The organism is Mycobacteroides abscessus ATCC 19977 (assembly GCF_000069185.1).
Taxonomy (GTDB): Bacteria; Actinomycetota; Actinomycetes; order Mycobacteriales; family Mycobacteriaceae; genus Mycobacterium; species Mycobacterium abscessus.
The window spans coordinates 4,219,122-4,234,819 of sequence record NC_010397.1 but is presented as its reverse complement, the minus strand read 5'-3'; the positions used below and the strand labels follow the sequence as shown (position 1 = coordinate 4,234,819).

The following is a 15,698-nucleotide window of genomic DNA, read 5'->3' as shown; positions in this document are numbered from 1 at the left end:
TTTACTTGCCCTCCAGCACCGCGACGAGGTTCTGCTGCAGCACCGGTCCGCTGGTCGCGTGTGCCAGTACCCGCTGTGCCGAACCATTCCAGATATGTTGTGCGGCAAAACCGATCCGCTCCAGCCCGGCAGAGAACATCGGGTTGGCCACGAGGGCGCCACCGGACGGGTTGACCGTCGTGGAGTCCTTGAGGCCGATGGCCTCGGCGAGGATCAGCTGCTGATGACTGAAGGGAGCGTACAACTCCGCCACCTCGATGGAGCCGGTGTCACCACCGGTCGCGGCGACCGCCGACGCGGCCGTGGACGGAGAGGTTGCCAGGTCCCGGGCGCCGAGGATCGGTGTCTCGACGCGATGCTCTATACCGCTGATCCAGGCCGGGTTTTCGCGCAATTCGCGGGCGCGATCACCGGCCGCCAGCACCATGATCGAGGCACCGTCGGAAATCGGTGCGATGTCATGCTTGTGCAGGGGGTCGGCGAAATAGTCCCGGGCCAATAGCTCATCGACACTCGATGCCGACGGCTCGCTGTCGACGCGCTGGGCGCGCCGGAAGGCATCGAGGGCAACCTGTGCCATCTGCTCCTTGGTCCATTTGCCCGAGTCCAAGCCGACACGCGCCTGCAGCGCCGCCAGGGAAACCGAGTCGGGCCACAGCGGCGCGACCGTATAGGGATCCGTCTGCAGCGCGAGGGTCCTGCGGAGAATTCCGGCGGAAGACTTGCCGAATCCGTAGACAAGTGCGGTCTCAACCTGCCCGCTCAAGATCTTGATATATGCCTCGTAGAGTGCCCACGCCGCATCCATTTCCACATGGGATTCGTTGATCGGCGGCACCGCACCGATCGAGTCGATCGCGGAGATGAACGAGAACGCGCGTCCGGCCAGGTAGTCGGACGAGCCTGAGCACCAGAAGCCGATGTCCGACTTGGTAATTCCCAGTTCGCTATAGATCTGTCGGAAACACGGCACCAGCATCTCGACACCGTTGGTGGTGCCTTCGGTGGTCCGTACATGCGGAGCGTGGGCGAAGCCCACCACGGCTACATCAGTCATCACACCCGGTCCTTGTAGGTTTCGTAGTCGGCATCGGGCTCGCCCGTCGGGCGGAAATACTGGATGTTGTCGATCCCGTATCCCCACTCCTCCTTGGGTTTCCAGACGGCCTCGACTCGCATGCCCATGCGAACATCCGCCGGGTCGATGTCATAGACCAAATGCAGGAAGGGAATATCCGCGCCATCGAGCAGCACATAGGCCGCCACATAGGGCGGTTTGATGCGCTGTCCCGGGAACGGAATGTTGATGATCGCGAAGGTGGTGACGACCCCCTTATCCGCCACCTGCACCAGGTCCGAGGTGGGTTCTCCGGTCAGCGGGTCCGCCCCGCGTGCCGGGAAGTACACGCGCCCGCCGGCGCCGGTGCGGCCGCCGAGCAGCTTTCCCTCGGAAAGCGCTCGTAGGTAAGCGCTTTCCTCAGGAGACGTGATGTGCTGAACTTCCAGGCGGATCGGCGTGACCTGCATGGTGACCGGCTCCTGATCAGAGGTGGGGGCCGGGGTCGCTGCCGTCTTCTCGCCGAGTGCGAAATACGCGATATCGGTGATGGCGCCGACCGTCTCGTCGGCCCATACCGCGTGCACGCGGGCCCCGGTCGTGATACCTGCGGAGCCCGCAGTCCCCACGTCGACAGCATGAAGCAAGGAGGTGTCCGCGCCGTCCAGTTTGATCAGTGCCCAGGCGAACGGCTTGGCCAGCGGCTGTCCCTCCAGTGGTTCGGGCTGCCAGGACCAGGATTGGACGGTGCCCACGCTCGATACCGGCACCACGTCGGTCAACGGTGCATAGGTCACCGGGTCGTACTCGGCCGCGGGTACGTGGATCTTGCCGTCGCTGCCCCGGGTGCCGACGATCTGCCGATCGCGCAGGGCGGTGAAGAACTTGGAGAGGGTGGGCCCCACCGAACGGGTGTAATCAAAAGACAGTTCGAGGGGTGCCGTCAGAAGCGGCAAAGGCCCGGTTGTGCTGCTTTGGGTGGCTGTCACACCTCCGAGTAGAACAAGTTCTAGTTTTTTTCGCAAGGGTGGTGGTCGCGGCATATCTCGTCAGGTAGAACTGACCCATGAAATTCGGATTGCAGCTGGGGTACTGGTCGGCTTCTCCGCCGGAGAATGCGGGTGAACTGGTGGCCGCCGCCGAGGAGGGCGGATTCGACGCCGTCTTCACGGCTGAGGCCTGGGGTTCTGACGCGTACACGCCGCTGGCCTGGTGGGGCTCGGACACCAGCCGTATCAGGTTGGGCACCTCGGTGATTCAGCTTTCCGCGCGCACACCGACGGCCTGCGCGATGGCGGCTCTCACACTGGATCATCTTTCCGGTGGACGGCACATCCTGGGACTGGGCGTGTCCGGACCGCAGGTGGTGGAGGGTTGGTATGGGCAACCGTTCCCCAAGCCACTGGCGCGCACGCGGGAGTACATCGACATCATCAGGCAGGTGCTGGCCCGCGAGGCGCCGGTGCGCAGCGACGGCCCGCACTATCCGTTGCCGCTGACCGGGGACAAGGCCACCGGGTTGGGTAAGCCGCTCAAGCCGATTGTGCACCCGCTGCGGTCGGATATCCCTATCTTCCTGGGTGCCGAGGGGCCTAAGAATGTCGCCTTGACGGCGGAGATCGCCGACGGCTGGCTGCCCATGTTCTACGCGCCGCGGCTGGCCGACATGTACAACGAGTGGCTCGACGAAGGCTTCTCGCGCCCCGGTGCCAGGCGCAGCCGCGAGGATTTCGAGATCGCCGCCACCGCGCAGGTGATCGTCACCGAGGACCGGCGTTCGGTGCTCGATCAGCTGAAGCCGTTCTCCGCCTTGTACATCGGTGGTATGGGTGCCGTGGAACTGAACTTCCACGCCGAGGTGTATCGACGCATGGGTTACGGCGAGGTGGTGGACGAGGTCACCGAGCTGTTTCGTACCAACCGCAAGGACAAAGCGGCCGAAGCGATTCCGGATGAGTTGGTGCTCGACACCACGATCGTCGGGACCGAGGCCGAGGTGCGGGAGCAGATCAAGGCCTGGGAGGCCGCCGGAGTCACCATGCTGGTAGTCGGCTGTCGCAGCGTGGAGCACGTCAAGCAGTTGTCCGCGTTGACCTAGCGGTCGGATTCGCGGAAATCCAGCATCGCGTTGACGGTGTCGACGGCGTCGTTCAGCGCGCTGACGCGCTTCTCCAGCGTCGGCGCCGCCAGCACTGCATAGCGGTCGGCCTGCCCCATGGGCACCCGAGAAGCCAAGGCGTATAGGCGCTTTTCGGCGCCACTGGGCAGGCCCGTGGCTATCGACCAACGGCGGGGAAGCCGTACCTGTCGTGCGGTCGCGACCCGCCGTAACAGGTTCTCGATGCGCACCTGAACTTCGTTGAGTGCGCTCAACGGCAGCACCCGTTCGTCGGGTTCGTCGGGCCACGGTTCCACTTCGGCGCGAGGATAGGGATCGTCCTCGAGCCATCTGGTGATCCGGATCCGACCGGCGCCCTCGCAGCGCACGGCGAAGCGATCCGCCCCCAGGGATTCGCAGTCCAGGACACGGGCAGCCGTTCCCACGTCATGCCGGACGTCTCCGCCGCCGACCTCTCGGCCGCGGGCGATCAGCACGACGCCAAAGGTGTGGTCGGCGGCCAGCACGTCACGGATCATCGCAACATAACGCGGTTCGAAGATGCGTAGCGGTAGGGGCTCCCCGGGCAGCAGTACCGATTGCAGCGGGAACATCGGCGTCACGCCGCCCACACTATCTGTGCGGGTTTAGCTGCCGGTGAAGTTGGGTGCGCGCTTCTCGGCGAAGGCGCGCGGGCCTTCCTTGGCGTCGTTACTGGTGAAGACTCCGATACCGACCTTGGTGTCGGCTTTGAAGGCCTCGTTCTCGTGCATGCCTTCCGAATCGCGGATGGTCTTGAGGACCGCCTGGACCGCGAGAGGCCCGTTGCCGGCGATCATATTGGCCAGTTCCAGCGCCTTCTCCAGGGCCTGACCGTCCGGAACGACATGTCCGATGAGTCCGATGTCCTTGGCCTCCGGGGCCTTGATGTGTCGGCCGGTCAACAAGATGTCGCAGGCGACCGTGTACGGGATCTGGCGGGGCAGCCGCACCGCGGATCCGCCCATCGGGTACAGGCTCCACTTCACCTCAGAGACACCGAATTTGGCGCTCTCACCCGCGACACGGATATCGGTGGCTTGCAGGATCTCGGTGCCACCGGCGATTGCGGGACCTTCGACGGCCGCGATGAGCGGTTTGGTCAGACGGCGCCCCTTGAGTAGACCGGGGATGACCGAGGGATCGTAGCTGCCATCGGAGAATTGATCACCTGGGGCGCGCTTGTTCATGGCTTTGAGGTCGGCTCCGGCGCAGAAATATCCGCCCGCACCGGTCAGGATGCAGACCCGGACCTCCGGATCATTGTCGACGCGGTCCCAGGCCTGCGTCATGATCTCCAGCATTTCCCCGGACAGGGCGTTGCGTGCGTGCGGACGATTCATCGTCACGATGAGGACGTGATCGCGGAGTTCCACCAGAGCATGCGGGGCGTCCTGCTCGGTCACGGTGTGCGATGAGCCGCTTGCGCGAAGAGCGTCAGCTTCGGTCAATTGAGGTCCTCCAAGATGCCGGGGCTTGTCTAAAAATGTAACACGTTCTAATTTATGGACATGGCCCTTAACATTGCCGACCTCATTGAGCATGCAATCGACACTATGCCCGATCGTGTTGCCATCATTTCCGGTGACCGAAAGCTGACATACGCCGAGCTTGAGGAGCAGTCCAATCGGCTCGGGCACTATCTCCAGAGCCAGGGCGTCGGCCCCGGCGACAAGGTCGGCCTGTATTGCCGCAACGGCATCGAAATCGTCATCGCGCTGACGGCCATCGTCAAGATCCGTGCGATCTCGGTCAACGTGAATTACCGCTACGTCGAAGCCGAGCTGCACTACCTGTTCGAGAACTCCGATATGGCGGCATTGGTGCACGAGCGCCGGTACAGCGACAAGGTCGCCAACGTGCTGCCGAGCACCCCCAATGTCAAGACCGCGATCGTGGTGGAAGATGGCGCGGACGGGTCGTTTGACTCGTACGGCGGGGTCCCCTTCGCGGACGCTCTGGCACAGGGATCCCCGGAGCGCGATTTCGAGGAGCGCAGCCCCGATGACATCTTCCTGATCTACACCGGCGGCACCACAGGCTTCCCCAAGGGCGTGATGTGGCGACACGAGGACATTTACCGCTCGTTGTTCGGAGGCATCAACTACGTCACCGGTGAGTACATCGAGGGCGAGTGGGACCTGGCCAAACAGGGTGCCGAGGCCGCACCGTTCATCGGATTCCCGATCCCGCCGATGATCCACGGAGCCACCCAGGCGGCGACCTTCATGGCCCTGTTCCAGGGGCGCACCACGGTGCTCGCGCCGGAGTTCAATCCGGAAGAAGTGTGGGAGCTCATCGAGAAGCACAAGATCAACATGCTGTTCTTCGCCGGCGACGCCATCGGGCGACCGCTCATCGACGCATTGGACACCGAGACCGGCCGCGCACGCGATCTGTCCTCGCTGTGGGTACTGGCCAGCAGTGCCGCACTGTTCTCGCAGACCGTCAAGGAGCGCTACCTGGAATTGCTGCCCAACCGGGTGATCACCGACGCCATCGGCGCCTCCGAGACCGGTACCGGCGGACTGTCCACGGTCACCAAGGGGCAGATGCATCCCGGTGGGCCGACCGTCAAGATCAGCTCCACCACAACGGTTCTCGATGAAGAGGGCAATCCAGTTCAGCCCGGTTCCGGGGTGCGTGGGCTGATCGCCAAGAGCGGCCACATCCCCGTCGGATATTTCAAGGACGAGAAGAAGACCGCCGAGACGTTCAAGACGTTCAACGGTGTGCGGTACGCGATTCCGGGTGATTGGGCGACCGTCGAAGCCGACGGTACCGTCACAATGCTGGGCCGTGGATCGGTCTCGATCAACACGGGCGGCGAGAAGGTGTTCCCTGAGGAGGTCGAGAGCGTACTGAAGGGCCACCCCGCCGTGTTCGACGCGGTCGTGGTCGGGGTACCCGACGAGAAGTGGGGTCAGCATGTGGGGGCCGTGATCGCGGTGCGTGAGGGTGTCGAGCTCACCTTCGAGGACCTGGACGCCCACGCCCGCAAGGAAATTGCGGGATATAAGGTGCCGCGCAGCATTTGGATCGTGGACTCCGTCAAGCGGAACCCGGCGGGCAAGGCCGACTATCGCTGGGCCAAGGAGGTCTCGGAAACCGAGAAGGTCGACCTGGTCAACAGCAAGCACGTCAACACGGGAGCCTGAGTCATGCGTACCGACCTGTGCGAGCGGTTTGGAATCCGTTACCCGATATTCGGTTTCACGCCGTCGGAGAAGGTGGCCGCCGCGATCAGCCGTGCGGGCGGTATGGGTGTGCTGGGCTGCGTTCGGTTCAACGATCCCGATGAGCTCGACGCCGTCCTGAACTGGATGGACGAGAACACCGACGGCAAACCGTACGGCGTCGATATCGTGATGCCTGCCAAGGTGCCCGCCGAGGGTACCGCGGTGGATATCGACAAGTTGATCCCGCAGGGGCACAAGGACTTCGTCGAGAAGACATTGGCCGATCTGGGCGTCCCGCCGCTGCCGGGAGAGCGTGAGTCGGCCGGCGTGCTGGGCTGGCTGCATTCGGTGGCGCGCTCTCATGTTGAGGTCGCGCTCAAGCACCCGATCAAGCTGATCGCCAACGCGTTGGGCTCGCCGCCCAAGGACGTGATCGACCAGGCCCACGAGCATGGGGTGCCTGTCGCCGCGCTGGCAGGTAAGGCCGAACACGCCCGGCGCCATGTCGAGAACGGTGTCGACATCGTTGTGGCTCAAGGCTATGAGGCCGGTGGTCACACCGGTGACGTGGCATCCATGGTGTTGTGGCCGGAGATCGTCGACGCGCTCGACGGCAGTGCCCCGGTGTTGGCGGCCGGTGGTATCGGCAGTGGACGGCAGGCGGCGGCGGCGCTGGCGCTGGGTGCCTCCGGGGTATGGACCGGTTCGATCTGGCTCACGGCCGCTGAGTACGACCTCGGAACCGTCACTGCTGGTGGCGATTCCGTGGTGCAGCAGGCCCTGCTGAAGGCGACCTCCGGTGACACCGTGCGCACCCGCATCTACACGGGTAAGCCGGCGCGGCTCTTGAAGACCAAGTGGACGCAGGCCTGGGATGCCGAGGATGCGCCTACGCCGTTACCGATGCCGTTGCAGAACATTCTGGTCAGCGAGGCGCATGAGCGGATGAACCGCGCGCATGACCCGGAGACGGTGTGTTTCCCCGCGGGGCAGATCGTGGGGCGGATGAACGAGATCCGGCCCACTGCGGAGATCGTCGCCGACCTGGTATCGGGGTTCGAGGCTGCGGTGGACAGGCTGGACGAGATCCGCGGATAGTCAGCGCGCGGTAGCCGGTCCCCGCGCCGAGCGTGCGGATCGTGTCGATTTGCGGCGAGAATTCGACCGGATTCGCACGTTCGGTTTACGCGGCCCGGGCGGCGACGAATGCTTCGGCTACTCGGGCGAGAATCGTTCCCGACCGATGCCGGACCATATCGGAGCTCACCCGAATGATGCGCCATCCCTCGTCAACCAACTCTGTGGCGCGGTCGATGTCCCGGGTGCGTTGCTGTGCGCTCGTCCAATGTTGCGCGCCGTCGAACTCGATGCCTACCTTGTGGTCTGGCCATCCCATGTCAAGGCGAGCGACAAAGTCGCCGAAACGATTCCGGACGACGAGTTGTGTCTGTGGGGCGGGAAATCCCGCACGTACAACGAGGAGCCGCGTACGTGTTTCCCATGGTGATTCTGCGCCGCCGTCGACCAAGCCCAAAACGTTGGCCAGATGGTGTAACCCGCGAGCGCCCCGATGATGGGTGGCCACGGTCTCGATATCGGTGCGGGAAAGCCTCGTCGCATTCATCAAGGCATCCAGATGTTGCACCGCTAGGTCGACGGGGGTACGCCGCCCGATGTCGAACGCCGTACGCGCGGGCGTGGTGACAGGCAGCCCATCGACGAACATCCGCTCGCCCTCGGGCAGGCTATCGCTCCACAACGTGATACCGCGCGGAGCACGACGATTGGTGTGAATTAGTACGACAGGGCCCTGCTGTGGCAGCCACTTGGTGCCATGCAATGCGGCCGCGGATATGCCGGCGATGGTTCCTTTGCGCCTTGACCACAGCCACGCTGCTTCTGCCCGCTTACGCGGAGTGATCTGGGCGTCTGTGGGCGCATAGATGCCTGGGTATAGCGCGGTGAATTGCCGGAGGGCGTATCCGGTGACCACACGGTTGGTGAGTGCCTCGGACCTGATGAGTGGCCACGGTACGTCCCCCATGAATGGAGCATCACATTGACCACCGACAAATTTCCGAGCGTGCGGATCGTGTCGATTTGCGGCGAGAATTCGACCGGATTCGCACGTTCGGCGATCAGGTTCGGGTATAGGTGCCGTTCGTCAGAGCCCACACCGGATCGGCGGTCTCCAGTGCCTCCGCCGACAGCTGCCGCTTGATCACCTTGAACGTCGCGGTCCGGGGAAGCTCACCGCTGACCCGGATGAATGACGGCCATTGCTTGGGTCCGAGATCTTCCTGGGCGGAAAGGAACTCGCTCAAGGTGACGGGATCGAAGTCGGCACCGACGAGCGCCGCCATCACCCGGTCTCCGACGGTTGGGTCCGGAACGCCGTAGACGGCGACCTCGGTGATGTCCGGGTGGCGCAGCAATACTCGTTCGATCGGTGCGGTGCCCAGGTTCTCACCGTCGACACGCAGCCAATCGCCCAGGCGTCCGGCGAAGTATACGTAGCCGTTCTCGTCGGCGTAGGCGAGGTCGCCGCTGTGATACCTGCCGCCGACCATGCGTTCGGCATCGGCCTCGGGATTCTTGTAGTAGCCGGTGAACCGGCCGGGGCCGGTGACGTTCACCAGCTCGCCGGTCGCCTCAGCGGCGTTGATCACCTTGCCGCTTTGATCGAAAATCGCAGGGGGACAGGGGCGACCAGTTTGGATATCCAGAATCTGAATATCCGGGGTGAGAGGGCCGATGGCGCCCGGCGGCGTTCCGGGCGCCCACCCGAGCGCCACACCGCCCTCGGTCGACCCGAACCCGTCGACCACAACGGCGCCGAATCGCGTTGCGAATCGGTCGGTATCGCCAGCGGCAGCCTCGTTGCCGTACATGATCCGCAACGGGTTCTCGGCGTCGTCGGGACGCTGCGGTGTCGCCAGCACGTATGACATGGGCTTGCCGACGTAGTTGGCGTATGTCGCCCCGTATTCGCGTACATCATCCAGAAATCCCGACGCGGAGAACTTGCGCCGCAGCGCAATCGACGCACCTGCTGCCACGGCGACCGACCACCCTGCCATCACCGCGTTGGAGTGGAACATCGGCATCGAGAGATAGCAGACGTCTGTGGAGCCGAGACCGAACCGTGATGACAGCATGATTCCCGCGGACGCCACCTTGGCATGAGTGATCTGTACGGCCTTGGGATCACCGCTGGTGCCCGAGGTGAAGATGAGCATGTATAGGTCGTCTGGTCGCACATCGGCGATCTCGATCTGCGGATGCTGCAAGCCGGCAACGGTATCGGACTCGTCGGCGACCACGAACTGGCAATCGGCGAGTTCGATGTCGCGCCGCAAAGCCGATCCGCGTCGGGTCGAGTTCAGGCCCACCAGCACGAGCCCGGCCAATGCCGCTGCGGTAAGCAGGCGCGCGAAACCCGGTGTATTTTCCAGGATTACGCCGATGTGCGGCGGCTTCGAGGGATCCAGGCGTGCGCGTAATACCGAGGCCAGACGACGGCTTTCGGCTATGTGGTCCCGCCAGGAAGTGAACGAACCTTCGAAGTGCAGTCCCCGGTCCTCGACGTCGGCCAAGTTCACCAGTAGCCGCGTGACCGTCGCGTCCTCGGAGGTGCTCACAACCAGATACTAGGCAGGCGTGTCGGCCAGCTCGCGCCCGATGCGGCGCAGCTGTTCGGTCGCACTGCCCGAGGCGAACTCGCCCCGCTTGGCGGCCAGGAAGTAGCGGTGCACCGGGTGGTCCTCGTCGATACCTACGCCGCCATGCACGTGAACGGCAGTGTGCGCCACGCGATGCCCGGCATCGGCGGCCCAGAATTTCGCGGTCGCGACGTCGACATCGGAAGGCAGGTCTTCGGAAACGCGCCACGCGGCCTGCCACAGCGTCAGACACAGACCTTTGACGTCGATGTATCCGTCGGCCAGCCGCTGGGCCACCGCCTGGAAGCCGCCGATCGGCTTGCCGAACTGCTCACGGGTACGTGCGTAGTCGGCGGTCAGCTCCAGGGCCCTTTCCAGCACGCCGAGCTGGTAAGCACTGTGGCCCAGCGATTCCCGCAGCCGGAGCCACTCCACAACCTCGGCGCCGCCAACCTTGCGTTCGGCAGGAACGGGGACCTCGGACAGGATCAACTCCGCGGAGCTGTCCTTGCCGGTGGTGTGCAGGGCCTGCTGGGTTACGCCGGCATCGTCGGCGGACACCAAGAACACGGCGGTACCGGTCTCGGTCTCGGCGGGCACCAGGTACGCGTCGGCCTCGACGCCGAACGGCACCAGGACGCGGTTGCCGGTGAGCACATATCCCGTGCCCTCGGTTCGCGCGGCGACCGGACCTTCGCCCGGCTCGCCCTCGAGAGCGATGGTCAAGACCTTCTTGCCCGCGACAGCCGGTGCTGCCCAATCGTTCCGCATAGCTTCGGAGCCGAATGCGGCGAGCGCTCCGGCAGCTAGCACCACCGACTCCAGGTACGGAACGGCGGCCAGTTCACGGCCCAGCTCCACCAGGATCGACGACTGTTCCAGCACGCCGAATCCGGCGCCGCCGACCGATTCGGGAGCGGCGGTGGAGAGGATGTCGGCCTCGGCCAGCTTGGTCCACAGTTGCCGGTCGAACCGGCTGTCCTGCTTGTCGAGTTCCTTCTGCCGCTCCGGTGTGCTGATCGTCGACGCGATGGTGCGGGTCAGACCGGCCAGGTCGGTCTGTGCCTCGGTCAGGGAGAAATCCATTGCAGTGCAGTCCCTTCTAGCGGCTTGCCGCAGGTTGGCCAAGAGCGGTCATCGCGATGATGTCGCGTTGCACCTCGTTGGTGCCACCGCCGAAGGTGAGAATCAAGCAGGCACGGTGCATCCGCTCGACGCGGCCGCGCAGCTGCGCGCCGGGCGAGTCCTGGCGCAGCGTCGCGGCGGTGCCGAGGACCTCCATGAGAAGGCGGTAGGCCTCGGTGGCCAACTCGGTACCAAAGACCTTGGTGGCCGAGGCGTCGGCGGGAGAGGGGGCCGCGTCGGTAGTGGAGGCCAGCTCCCAGTTGATGAGCTTGAGATATTCGGCCTTGGCATGCACGCGCGCCAGGTTCAGCTGCACCCATTCCGCGTCGATGATCCGGCCACCCGGGCCCTTGGTGTTCTGGGCCCACTCGCGGACCTCGCGCAGCGCGGTGATGATCGGCGCCGACGAAACCAGAGCCACCCGCTCGTGGTTGAGCTGATTGGTGACCAGCTTCCAGCCGGCGTTCTCCTCGCCGACCCGGCTCGTGACCGGGACGCGCACATCCTGGTAGTAGGTGGCGCTGGTGCCGGGCCCGGCCATGGTGTGCACCTTGGTGTACGAGAAGCCCTCGGCCGTGGTGGGAACGATGAGCATGGAGATACCGCGGTGTTTCTTGACCTCGGTGTTGGTGCGCACCGCCAGCCAGATGTAGTCGGCGTACTCGATGAGACTGGTCCACATCTTCTGACCGTTGACGATGTAGTCATCGCCATCGCGTACCGCCGAGGTGCGCAGCGAGGCGAGGTCGGTTCCGGCGCCCGGCTCGGAGTACCCGATGGAGAAGTGCAACTTGCCCGCGGCGATCTTCGGCAAGAAGAACTTCTTCTGCTCATCGGTGCCGAAATGCATGATCGTCGGCGCAACGCTGTTGATCGTCAGGAACGGCACCGGTGCGCCGGCGATGGCGGCCTCGTCGGTGAAGATCAGCTGATCCATGACCGAGCGGTCCTGGCCGCCGAATTCCTTGGGCCAGCCGAGGGCCAGCCATCCGTCGGCTCCCATCTGCTCGACGGTCTCGCGATAAACGTTGCCGCTGCCGTATTCACCTTGGTTCGACGCCAGAGCCTCCCGCCGCTCCGGGGTCAGCAGTTTGTCGAAGTATGCGCGTAGCTCGCGGCGCAGCTCTTCCTGCTCGGGCGTGTAGGCGATATGCATGTGTGACCTCCGCTGCTGTGGACCTCAAGTGTGACCCACATTGACACAAGAGTTGTAACACGTTCTAGTCTAGGGAGTCCAGACGCGACGATGCCGTACAAACCTGGCCCGGAGATCCCGGCTTTTACCGGGGTTGTGTCGGCGATCACGTGTCGTAGTCTGGCGATACAGCCCAATTAGACGATGACGTCGGCGCGCTGGTTCATACCGCGCCGGAAAGAGGTTTCCAATGCGTGTCGGTGTAGTTCCTGACCGTTGTGAAGGCAACTTGGTATGCCTCGGGATCGCTCCAGAGGTATTCGACGTCGATGACGACGACTATGTCGTCATCCTGCAAGAGGAAGTACCGGCCGATCAGGAAGATCTGGTCGAGCAGGCGATCGCGGAGTGCCCGCGCGCCGCATTGATCCGCAAAGACTAGAGGCATTCATAAATCGCCGGCCCGCTCGCGCGGCGCCGGGGTGAGGGAGTGCGTCGAAGGCATGGGACTGAAGGGAAATTTGAATGAGCGCGATTGCTGATGCCGATCTGAGCGGCCGTGTCGCCATTGTCACGGGTGCTGCCGCGGGACTCGGCCGTGCCGAGGCGATCGGCTTGGCGCGGTCCGGGGCGACCGTCGTCGTCAACGACATCGCGCCGGCATTGGACAAGAGCGATGTGCTCGACGAGATCGCCGCGGCGGGATCCAAGGGTGTCACCGTCGCCGGTGATATCGGCGAGCGTGCGACCGCCGACGAACTGATCTCCACCGCCGAATCCCTCGGTGGCCTGCATGTCGTGGTCAACAATGCGGGCATCACCCGCGATCGGATGCTCTTCAACATGTCGGACGAGGAGTTCGACGCCGTCATCCACGTACACCTGCGCGGCCACTTCCTGCTGACCCGTAACGCGGCCACATACTGGCGTGGAGCCTCCAAGGCGGCCGGAGCCCCCACCTACGGACGCCTTATCAATACGTCCTCCGAAGCCGGCCTGCTGGGGCCGGAGGGGCAGGCCAACTACGGCGCCGCCAAGGCGGGTATCACCGCGCTCACGCTGTCGGCTGCCCGCGCGCTGGGCCGGTACGGGGTGCGGGCCAACGCCATCGCCCCGCGTGCCCGCACCGCGATGACGGCCGACGTCTTCGGAGACGCGCCCGAGGATTCGATCGATCCGCTATCCCCTGAGCATGTCGTGACATTGGTGCGCTATCTGGCCGCGCCGGCGGCGGAGGCGGTCAATGGTCAGCTATTCATTGTTTACGGACCCACCGTGACGTTGTTGGCAGCGCCTACTGTGGAGGCGAAGTTCACCGCGGATTCGGACGCCTGGGATCCGTCAGCACTGAATTCAACCCTGGCTGATTTCTTTGCTGGACACGACCCCAAGCGCACTTTCTCCGCGACTGCGCTGATGGTCGAGGATTAGGTGACGACAAGGGTAGCGGTGCGTGGATAACTAGAACGGGTTCTAGTTATCGCACCAAACCTGCAGGATAAAGTGGACGCGGCGTGCGATTTGCCTGTCCGCGAATGAATTGACACTAAGAATTTTTTCTCGTTAGTATGGTGCGCCTCACAGCGTGGTAGGTACACGTCGATCGTTAACCGGACCCTGGGGGCGGGACTTCGGCAGTGCCGGGATGTGTGAGACAGGAGCAAAGGTTGAAGCAGCAGCTCGCGGCGCCCGCGCGCGCCGTCGGCGGCTTCGTCTCCATGTCGCTGGCTACGTTTCGCAATATCTTCCGTCGCCCCTTCCAGGGCCAGGAGTTCTTGGACCAGACCTGGTTCATCGCGCGGGTCTCGTTGTTGCCGACGCTCTTGGTGGCCATCCCGTTCACCGTGCTGGTGGCCTTCACGCTCAATATCTTGCTGCGAGAGATCGGCGCGGCAGACCTGTCCGGTGCCGCTACGGCCTTCGGCACGGTGACTCAGCTCGGTCCGGTGGTCACCGTGCTGGTGGTCGCGGGTGCCGGTGCCACGGCGATCTGCGCCGACCTGGGTGCGCGCACCATTCGTGAGGAAATCGACGCGATGCAGGTACTTGGCATCGACCCGATCCAGCGGCTCGTGGTGCCGCGAGTGCTGGCCTCGACCTTCGTGGCGCTGCTGCTCAACGGACTGGTGTGCGCCATCGGCATGGTCGGTGGCTACGTGTTCTCGGTGTTCCTGCAGGGTGTGAACCCCGGAGCCTTCATCAACGGCCTGACGGTGCTGACCGGGCTGGGCGAGCTGATGATCTCGGAGGTCAAGGCCTTCTTGTTTGGCATCTTCGCCGGACTGGTCGGTTGTTACCGCGGACTCACCGTCAAGGGCGGACCCAAGGGCGTCGGCGATGCGGTCAACGAGACCGTCGTCTACGCCTTCATTTGTTTGTTCGTCATCAACGTGGTCATGACGGCCATCGGGGTACGGGTCCTGGTGAAGCACTGATGAGCGACCTGCGCGAAGAAGCGATGGCACTGATGAGCGACCTGCGCGAAGAAGCGATGGCACTGATGAGCGACCTGCGCGAAGAAGCGACAATGTGATGAGCGGACCGTACCTTTCGACGCACACAGTGACCTCCTATACCGTTCGGTATATGCGCGGATTGGGACGCTCGTTCGACAAATTCGGGGAGCAAGCCCTCTTTTATGCGCAATCACTGAGCTATATCCCGGCGGCGCTGACCAAATACCGCAAGGAAACGATCCGGGTGCTCGCTGAGATCACCATGGGCACCGGAGCTCTGGTGATGATCGGCGGAACCGTCGGTGTCGCGGTCTTCCTGACGCTGGCCTCCGGTGGTGTCATCGCGGTCCAGGGTTACTCATCGCTGGGCAACATCGGTATCGAGGCGCTCACCGGCTTCCTGTCCGCATTTCTCAATGTTCGCATCGTCGCGCCGGTGGTGGCCGGCATCGCGATGGCCGCCACGATTGGCGCGGGAACGACGGCGCAATTGGGTGCCATGCGCGTCGCAGAGGAGATCGACGCGCTGGAAACCATGGCGGTGCACGCCATTTCGTATTTGGTCTCCACCCGCTTGGTGGCCGGACTGATCGCCATCATCCCGCTGTACTCGCTCTCGGTGCTGGCTGCGTTCTTCGCGTCCCGCGCGACCACCGTCATGATCAACGGTCAGTCGCCGGGTGTGTACGACCACTACTTCAATACCTTCTTGGTGCCCACCGATCTGCTGTGGTCGTTCCTGCAGGCGATCGTCATGTCGGTGGTCGTGATGCTCGTGCACACCAGCTACGGGTTCAACGCCTCCGGTGGACCGGTGGGGGTGGGCGTCGCGGTCGGGCAGGCGGTCCGTACCTCGCTCATCGTGGTTGTGCTTGTCACCCTGTTCATCTCACTTGCCGTGTACGGCGGGTCCGGCAACTTCAATCTTTCGGGCTAGGGGATAGGGA

15 protein-coding genes are annotated in these 15,698 nt (G+C 64.0%); 7 read left to right on the top strand and 8 right to left on the bottom strand.

The genetic code is table 11. The features are described 5' to 3' along the window. Nucleotide 1: 1 nt before the first annotated feature. Nucleotides 2-1,057: a thiolase domain-containing protein gene (locus tag MAB_RS21130; protein ID WP_005085871.1), complete on the bottom strand. Its 1,056-nt coding sequence runs from the start codon at nt 1,055-1,057 to the stop codon at nt 2-4. Further along, nucleotides 1,057-2,046: a Zn-ribbon domain-containing OB-fold protein gene (locus MAB_RS21125; RefSeq protein WP_005116049.1), complete on the bottom strand. Its 990-nt coding sequence runs from the start codon at nt 2,044-2,046 to the stop codon at nt 1,057-1,059. The genes MAB_RS21130 and MAB_RS21125 overlap by 1 nt, the downstream gene beginning before the upstream one ends. A gap of 77 nt (nt 2,047-2,123) precedes the next feature. Here MAB_RS21125 and MAB_RS21120 point away from each other — a divergent pair, with 77 nt between their 5' ends. Next, nucleotides 2,124-3,155 (top strand): LLM class F420-dependent oxidoreductase, encoded by a 1,032-nt coding sequence (locus MAB_RS21120; RefSeq protein ID WP_005078017.1) that lies wholly within the window; start codon nt 2,124-2,126, stop codon nt 3,153-3,155. Here the strand turns inward: MAB_RS21120 and MAB_RS21115 are convergent. Both MAB_RS21115 and MAB_RS21110 read right to left on the bottom strand, forming a co-directional pair. Then, nucleotides 3,152-3,787: an LON peptidase substrate-binding domain-containing protein gene (locus MAB_RS21115; protein ID WP_005078016.1), complete on the bottom strand. Its 636-nt coding sequence runs from the start codon at nt 3,785-3,787 to the stop codon at nt 3,152-3,154. The genes MAB_RS21120 and MAB_RS21115 overlap by 4 nt on opposite strands. A 15-nt stretch (nt 3,788-3,802) precedes the next feature. Then, nucleotides 3,803-4,600: a crotonase/enoyl-CoA hydratase family protein gene (locus MAB_RS21110; protein ID WP_005112225.1), complete on the bottom strand. Its 798-nt coding sequence runs from the start codon at nt 4,598-4,600 to the stop codon at nt 3,803-3,805. 99 nt (nt 4,601-4,699) lie between these two features. Here MAB_RS21110 and MAB_RS21105 point away from each other — a divergent pair, with 99 nt between their 5' ends. After that, the gene (locus MAB_RS21105; protein WP_005086372.1) at nt 4,700-6,352 is read left to right on the top strand and encodes an acyl-CoA synthetase; all 1,653 of its coding nucleotides are present in this window, start codon (nt 4,700-4,702) and stop codon (nt 6,350-6,352) included. Nucleotides 6,353-6,355: 3 nt separating this feature from the next. Next, on the top strand, nt 6,356-7,471 hold the full coding sequence (locus MAB_RS21100) for an NAD(P)H-dependent flavin oxidoreductase (protein ID WP_005085883.1): 1,116 nt from the start codon (nt 6,356-6,358) through the stop codon (nt 7,469-7,471). Between the two features lie 85 nt (nt 7,472-7,556). Here the strand turns inward: MAB_RS21100 and MAB_RS21095 are convergent, their stop codons facing one another. From MAB_RS21095 to MAB_RS21080, 4 genes are all read right to left on the bottom strand, one after another. Then, nucleotides 7,557-8,417 (bottom strand): DUF559 domain-containing protein, encoded by an 861-nt coding sequence (locus MAB_RS21095; protein WP_005112223.1) that lies wholly within the window; start codon nt 8,415-8,417, stop codon nt 7,557-7,559. 94 nt (nt 8,418-8,511) lie between these two features. Next, nucleotides 8,512-10,014: a long-chain-fatty-acid--CoA ligase gene (locus MAB_RS21090; protein ID WP_005112222.1), complete on the bottom strand. Its 1,503-nt coding sequence runs from the start codon at nt 10,012-10,014 to the stop codon at nt 8,512-8,514. Nucleotides 10,015-10,023: 9 nt separating this feature from the next. Then, nucleotides 10,024-11,121, bottom strand: coding sequence for an acyl-CoA dehydrogenase family protein (locus tag MAB_RS21085; RefSeq protein ID WP_005112221.1), 1,098 nt, complete (start codon nt 11,119-11,121; stop codon nt 10,024-10,026). 16 nt (nt 11,122-11,137) lie between these two features. After that, nucleotides 11,138-12,316 carry an acyl-CoA dehydrogenase family protein gene (locus MAB_RS21080; protein WP_005094904.1) on the bottom strand — a complete coding sequence of 393 codons (1,179 nt, stop codon included), beginning with the start codon at nt 12,314-12,316 and terminating at the stop codon, nt 11,138-11,140. A 229-nt stretch (nt 12,317-12,545) separates the two neighbouring features. Between MAB_RS21080 and MAB_RS21075 the strand changes: the two genes are divergently transcribed. The 4 genes from MAB_RS21075 to MAB_RS21060 all read left to right on the top strand — a co-directional run bounded on the left by MAB_RS21075 (nt 12,546) and on the right by MAB_RS21060 (nt 15,688). Further along, nucleotides 12,546-12,737 carry a ferredoxin gene (locus MAB_RS21075; protein WP_005062259.1) on the top strand — a complete coding sequence of 64 codons (192 nt, stop codon included), beginning with the start codon at nt 12,546-12,548 and terminating at the stop codon, nt 12,735-12,737. A gap of 83 nt (nt 12,738-12,820) precedes the next feature. Then, a complete protein-coding gene (locus MAB_RS21070; RefSeq protein ID WP_005078006.1) occupies nt 12,821-13,726 on the top strand; it encodes a 3-oxoacyl-ACP reductase in 906 nt (301 codons plus the stop codon). A gap of 236 nt (nt 13,727-13,962) precedes the next feature. Continuing rightward, nucleotides 13,963-14,730, top strand: coding sequence for an MlaE family ABC transporter permease (locus tag MAB_RS21065; RefSeq protein WP_005071300.1), 768 nt, complete (start codon nt 13,963-13,965; stop codon nt 14,728-14,730). A 151-nt stretch (nt 14,731-14,881) separates the two neighbouring features. Then, nucleotides 14,882-15,688, top strand: coding sequence for an MlaE family ABC transporter permease (locus tag MAB_RS21060; protein ID WP_005071299.1), 807 nt, complete (start codon nt 14,882-14,884; stop codon nt 15,686-15,688). Nucleotides 15,689-15,698: the final 10 nt, after the last annotated feature.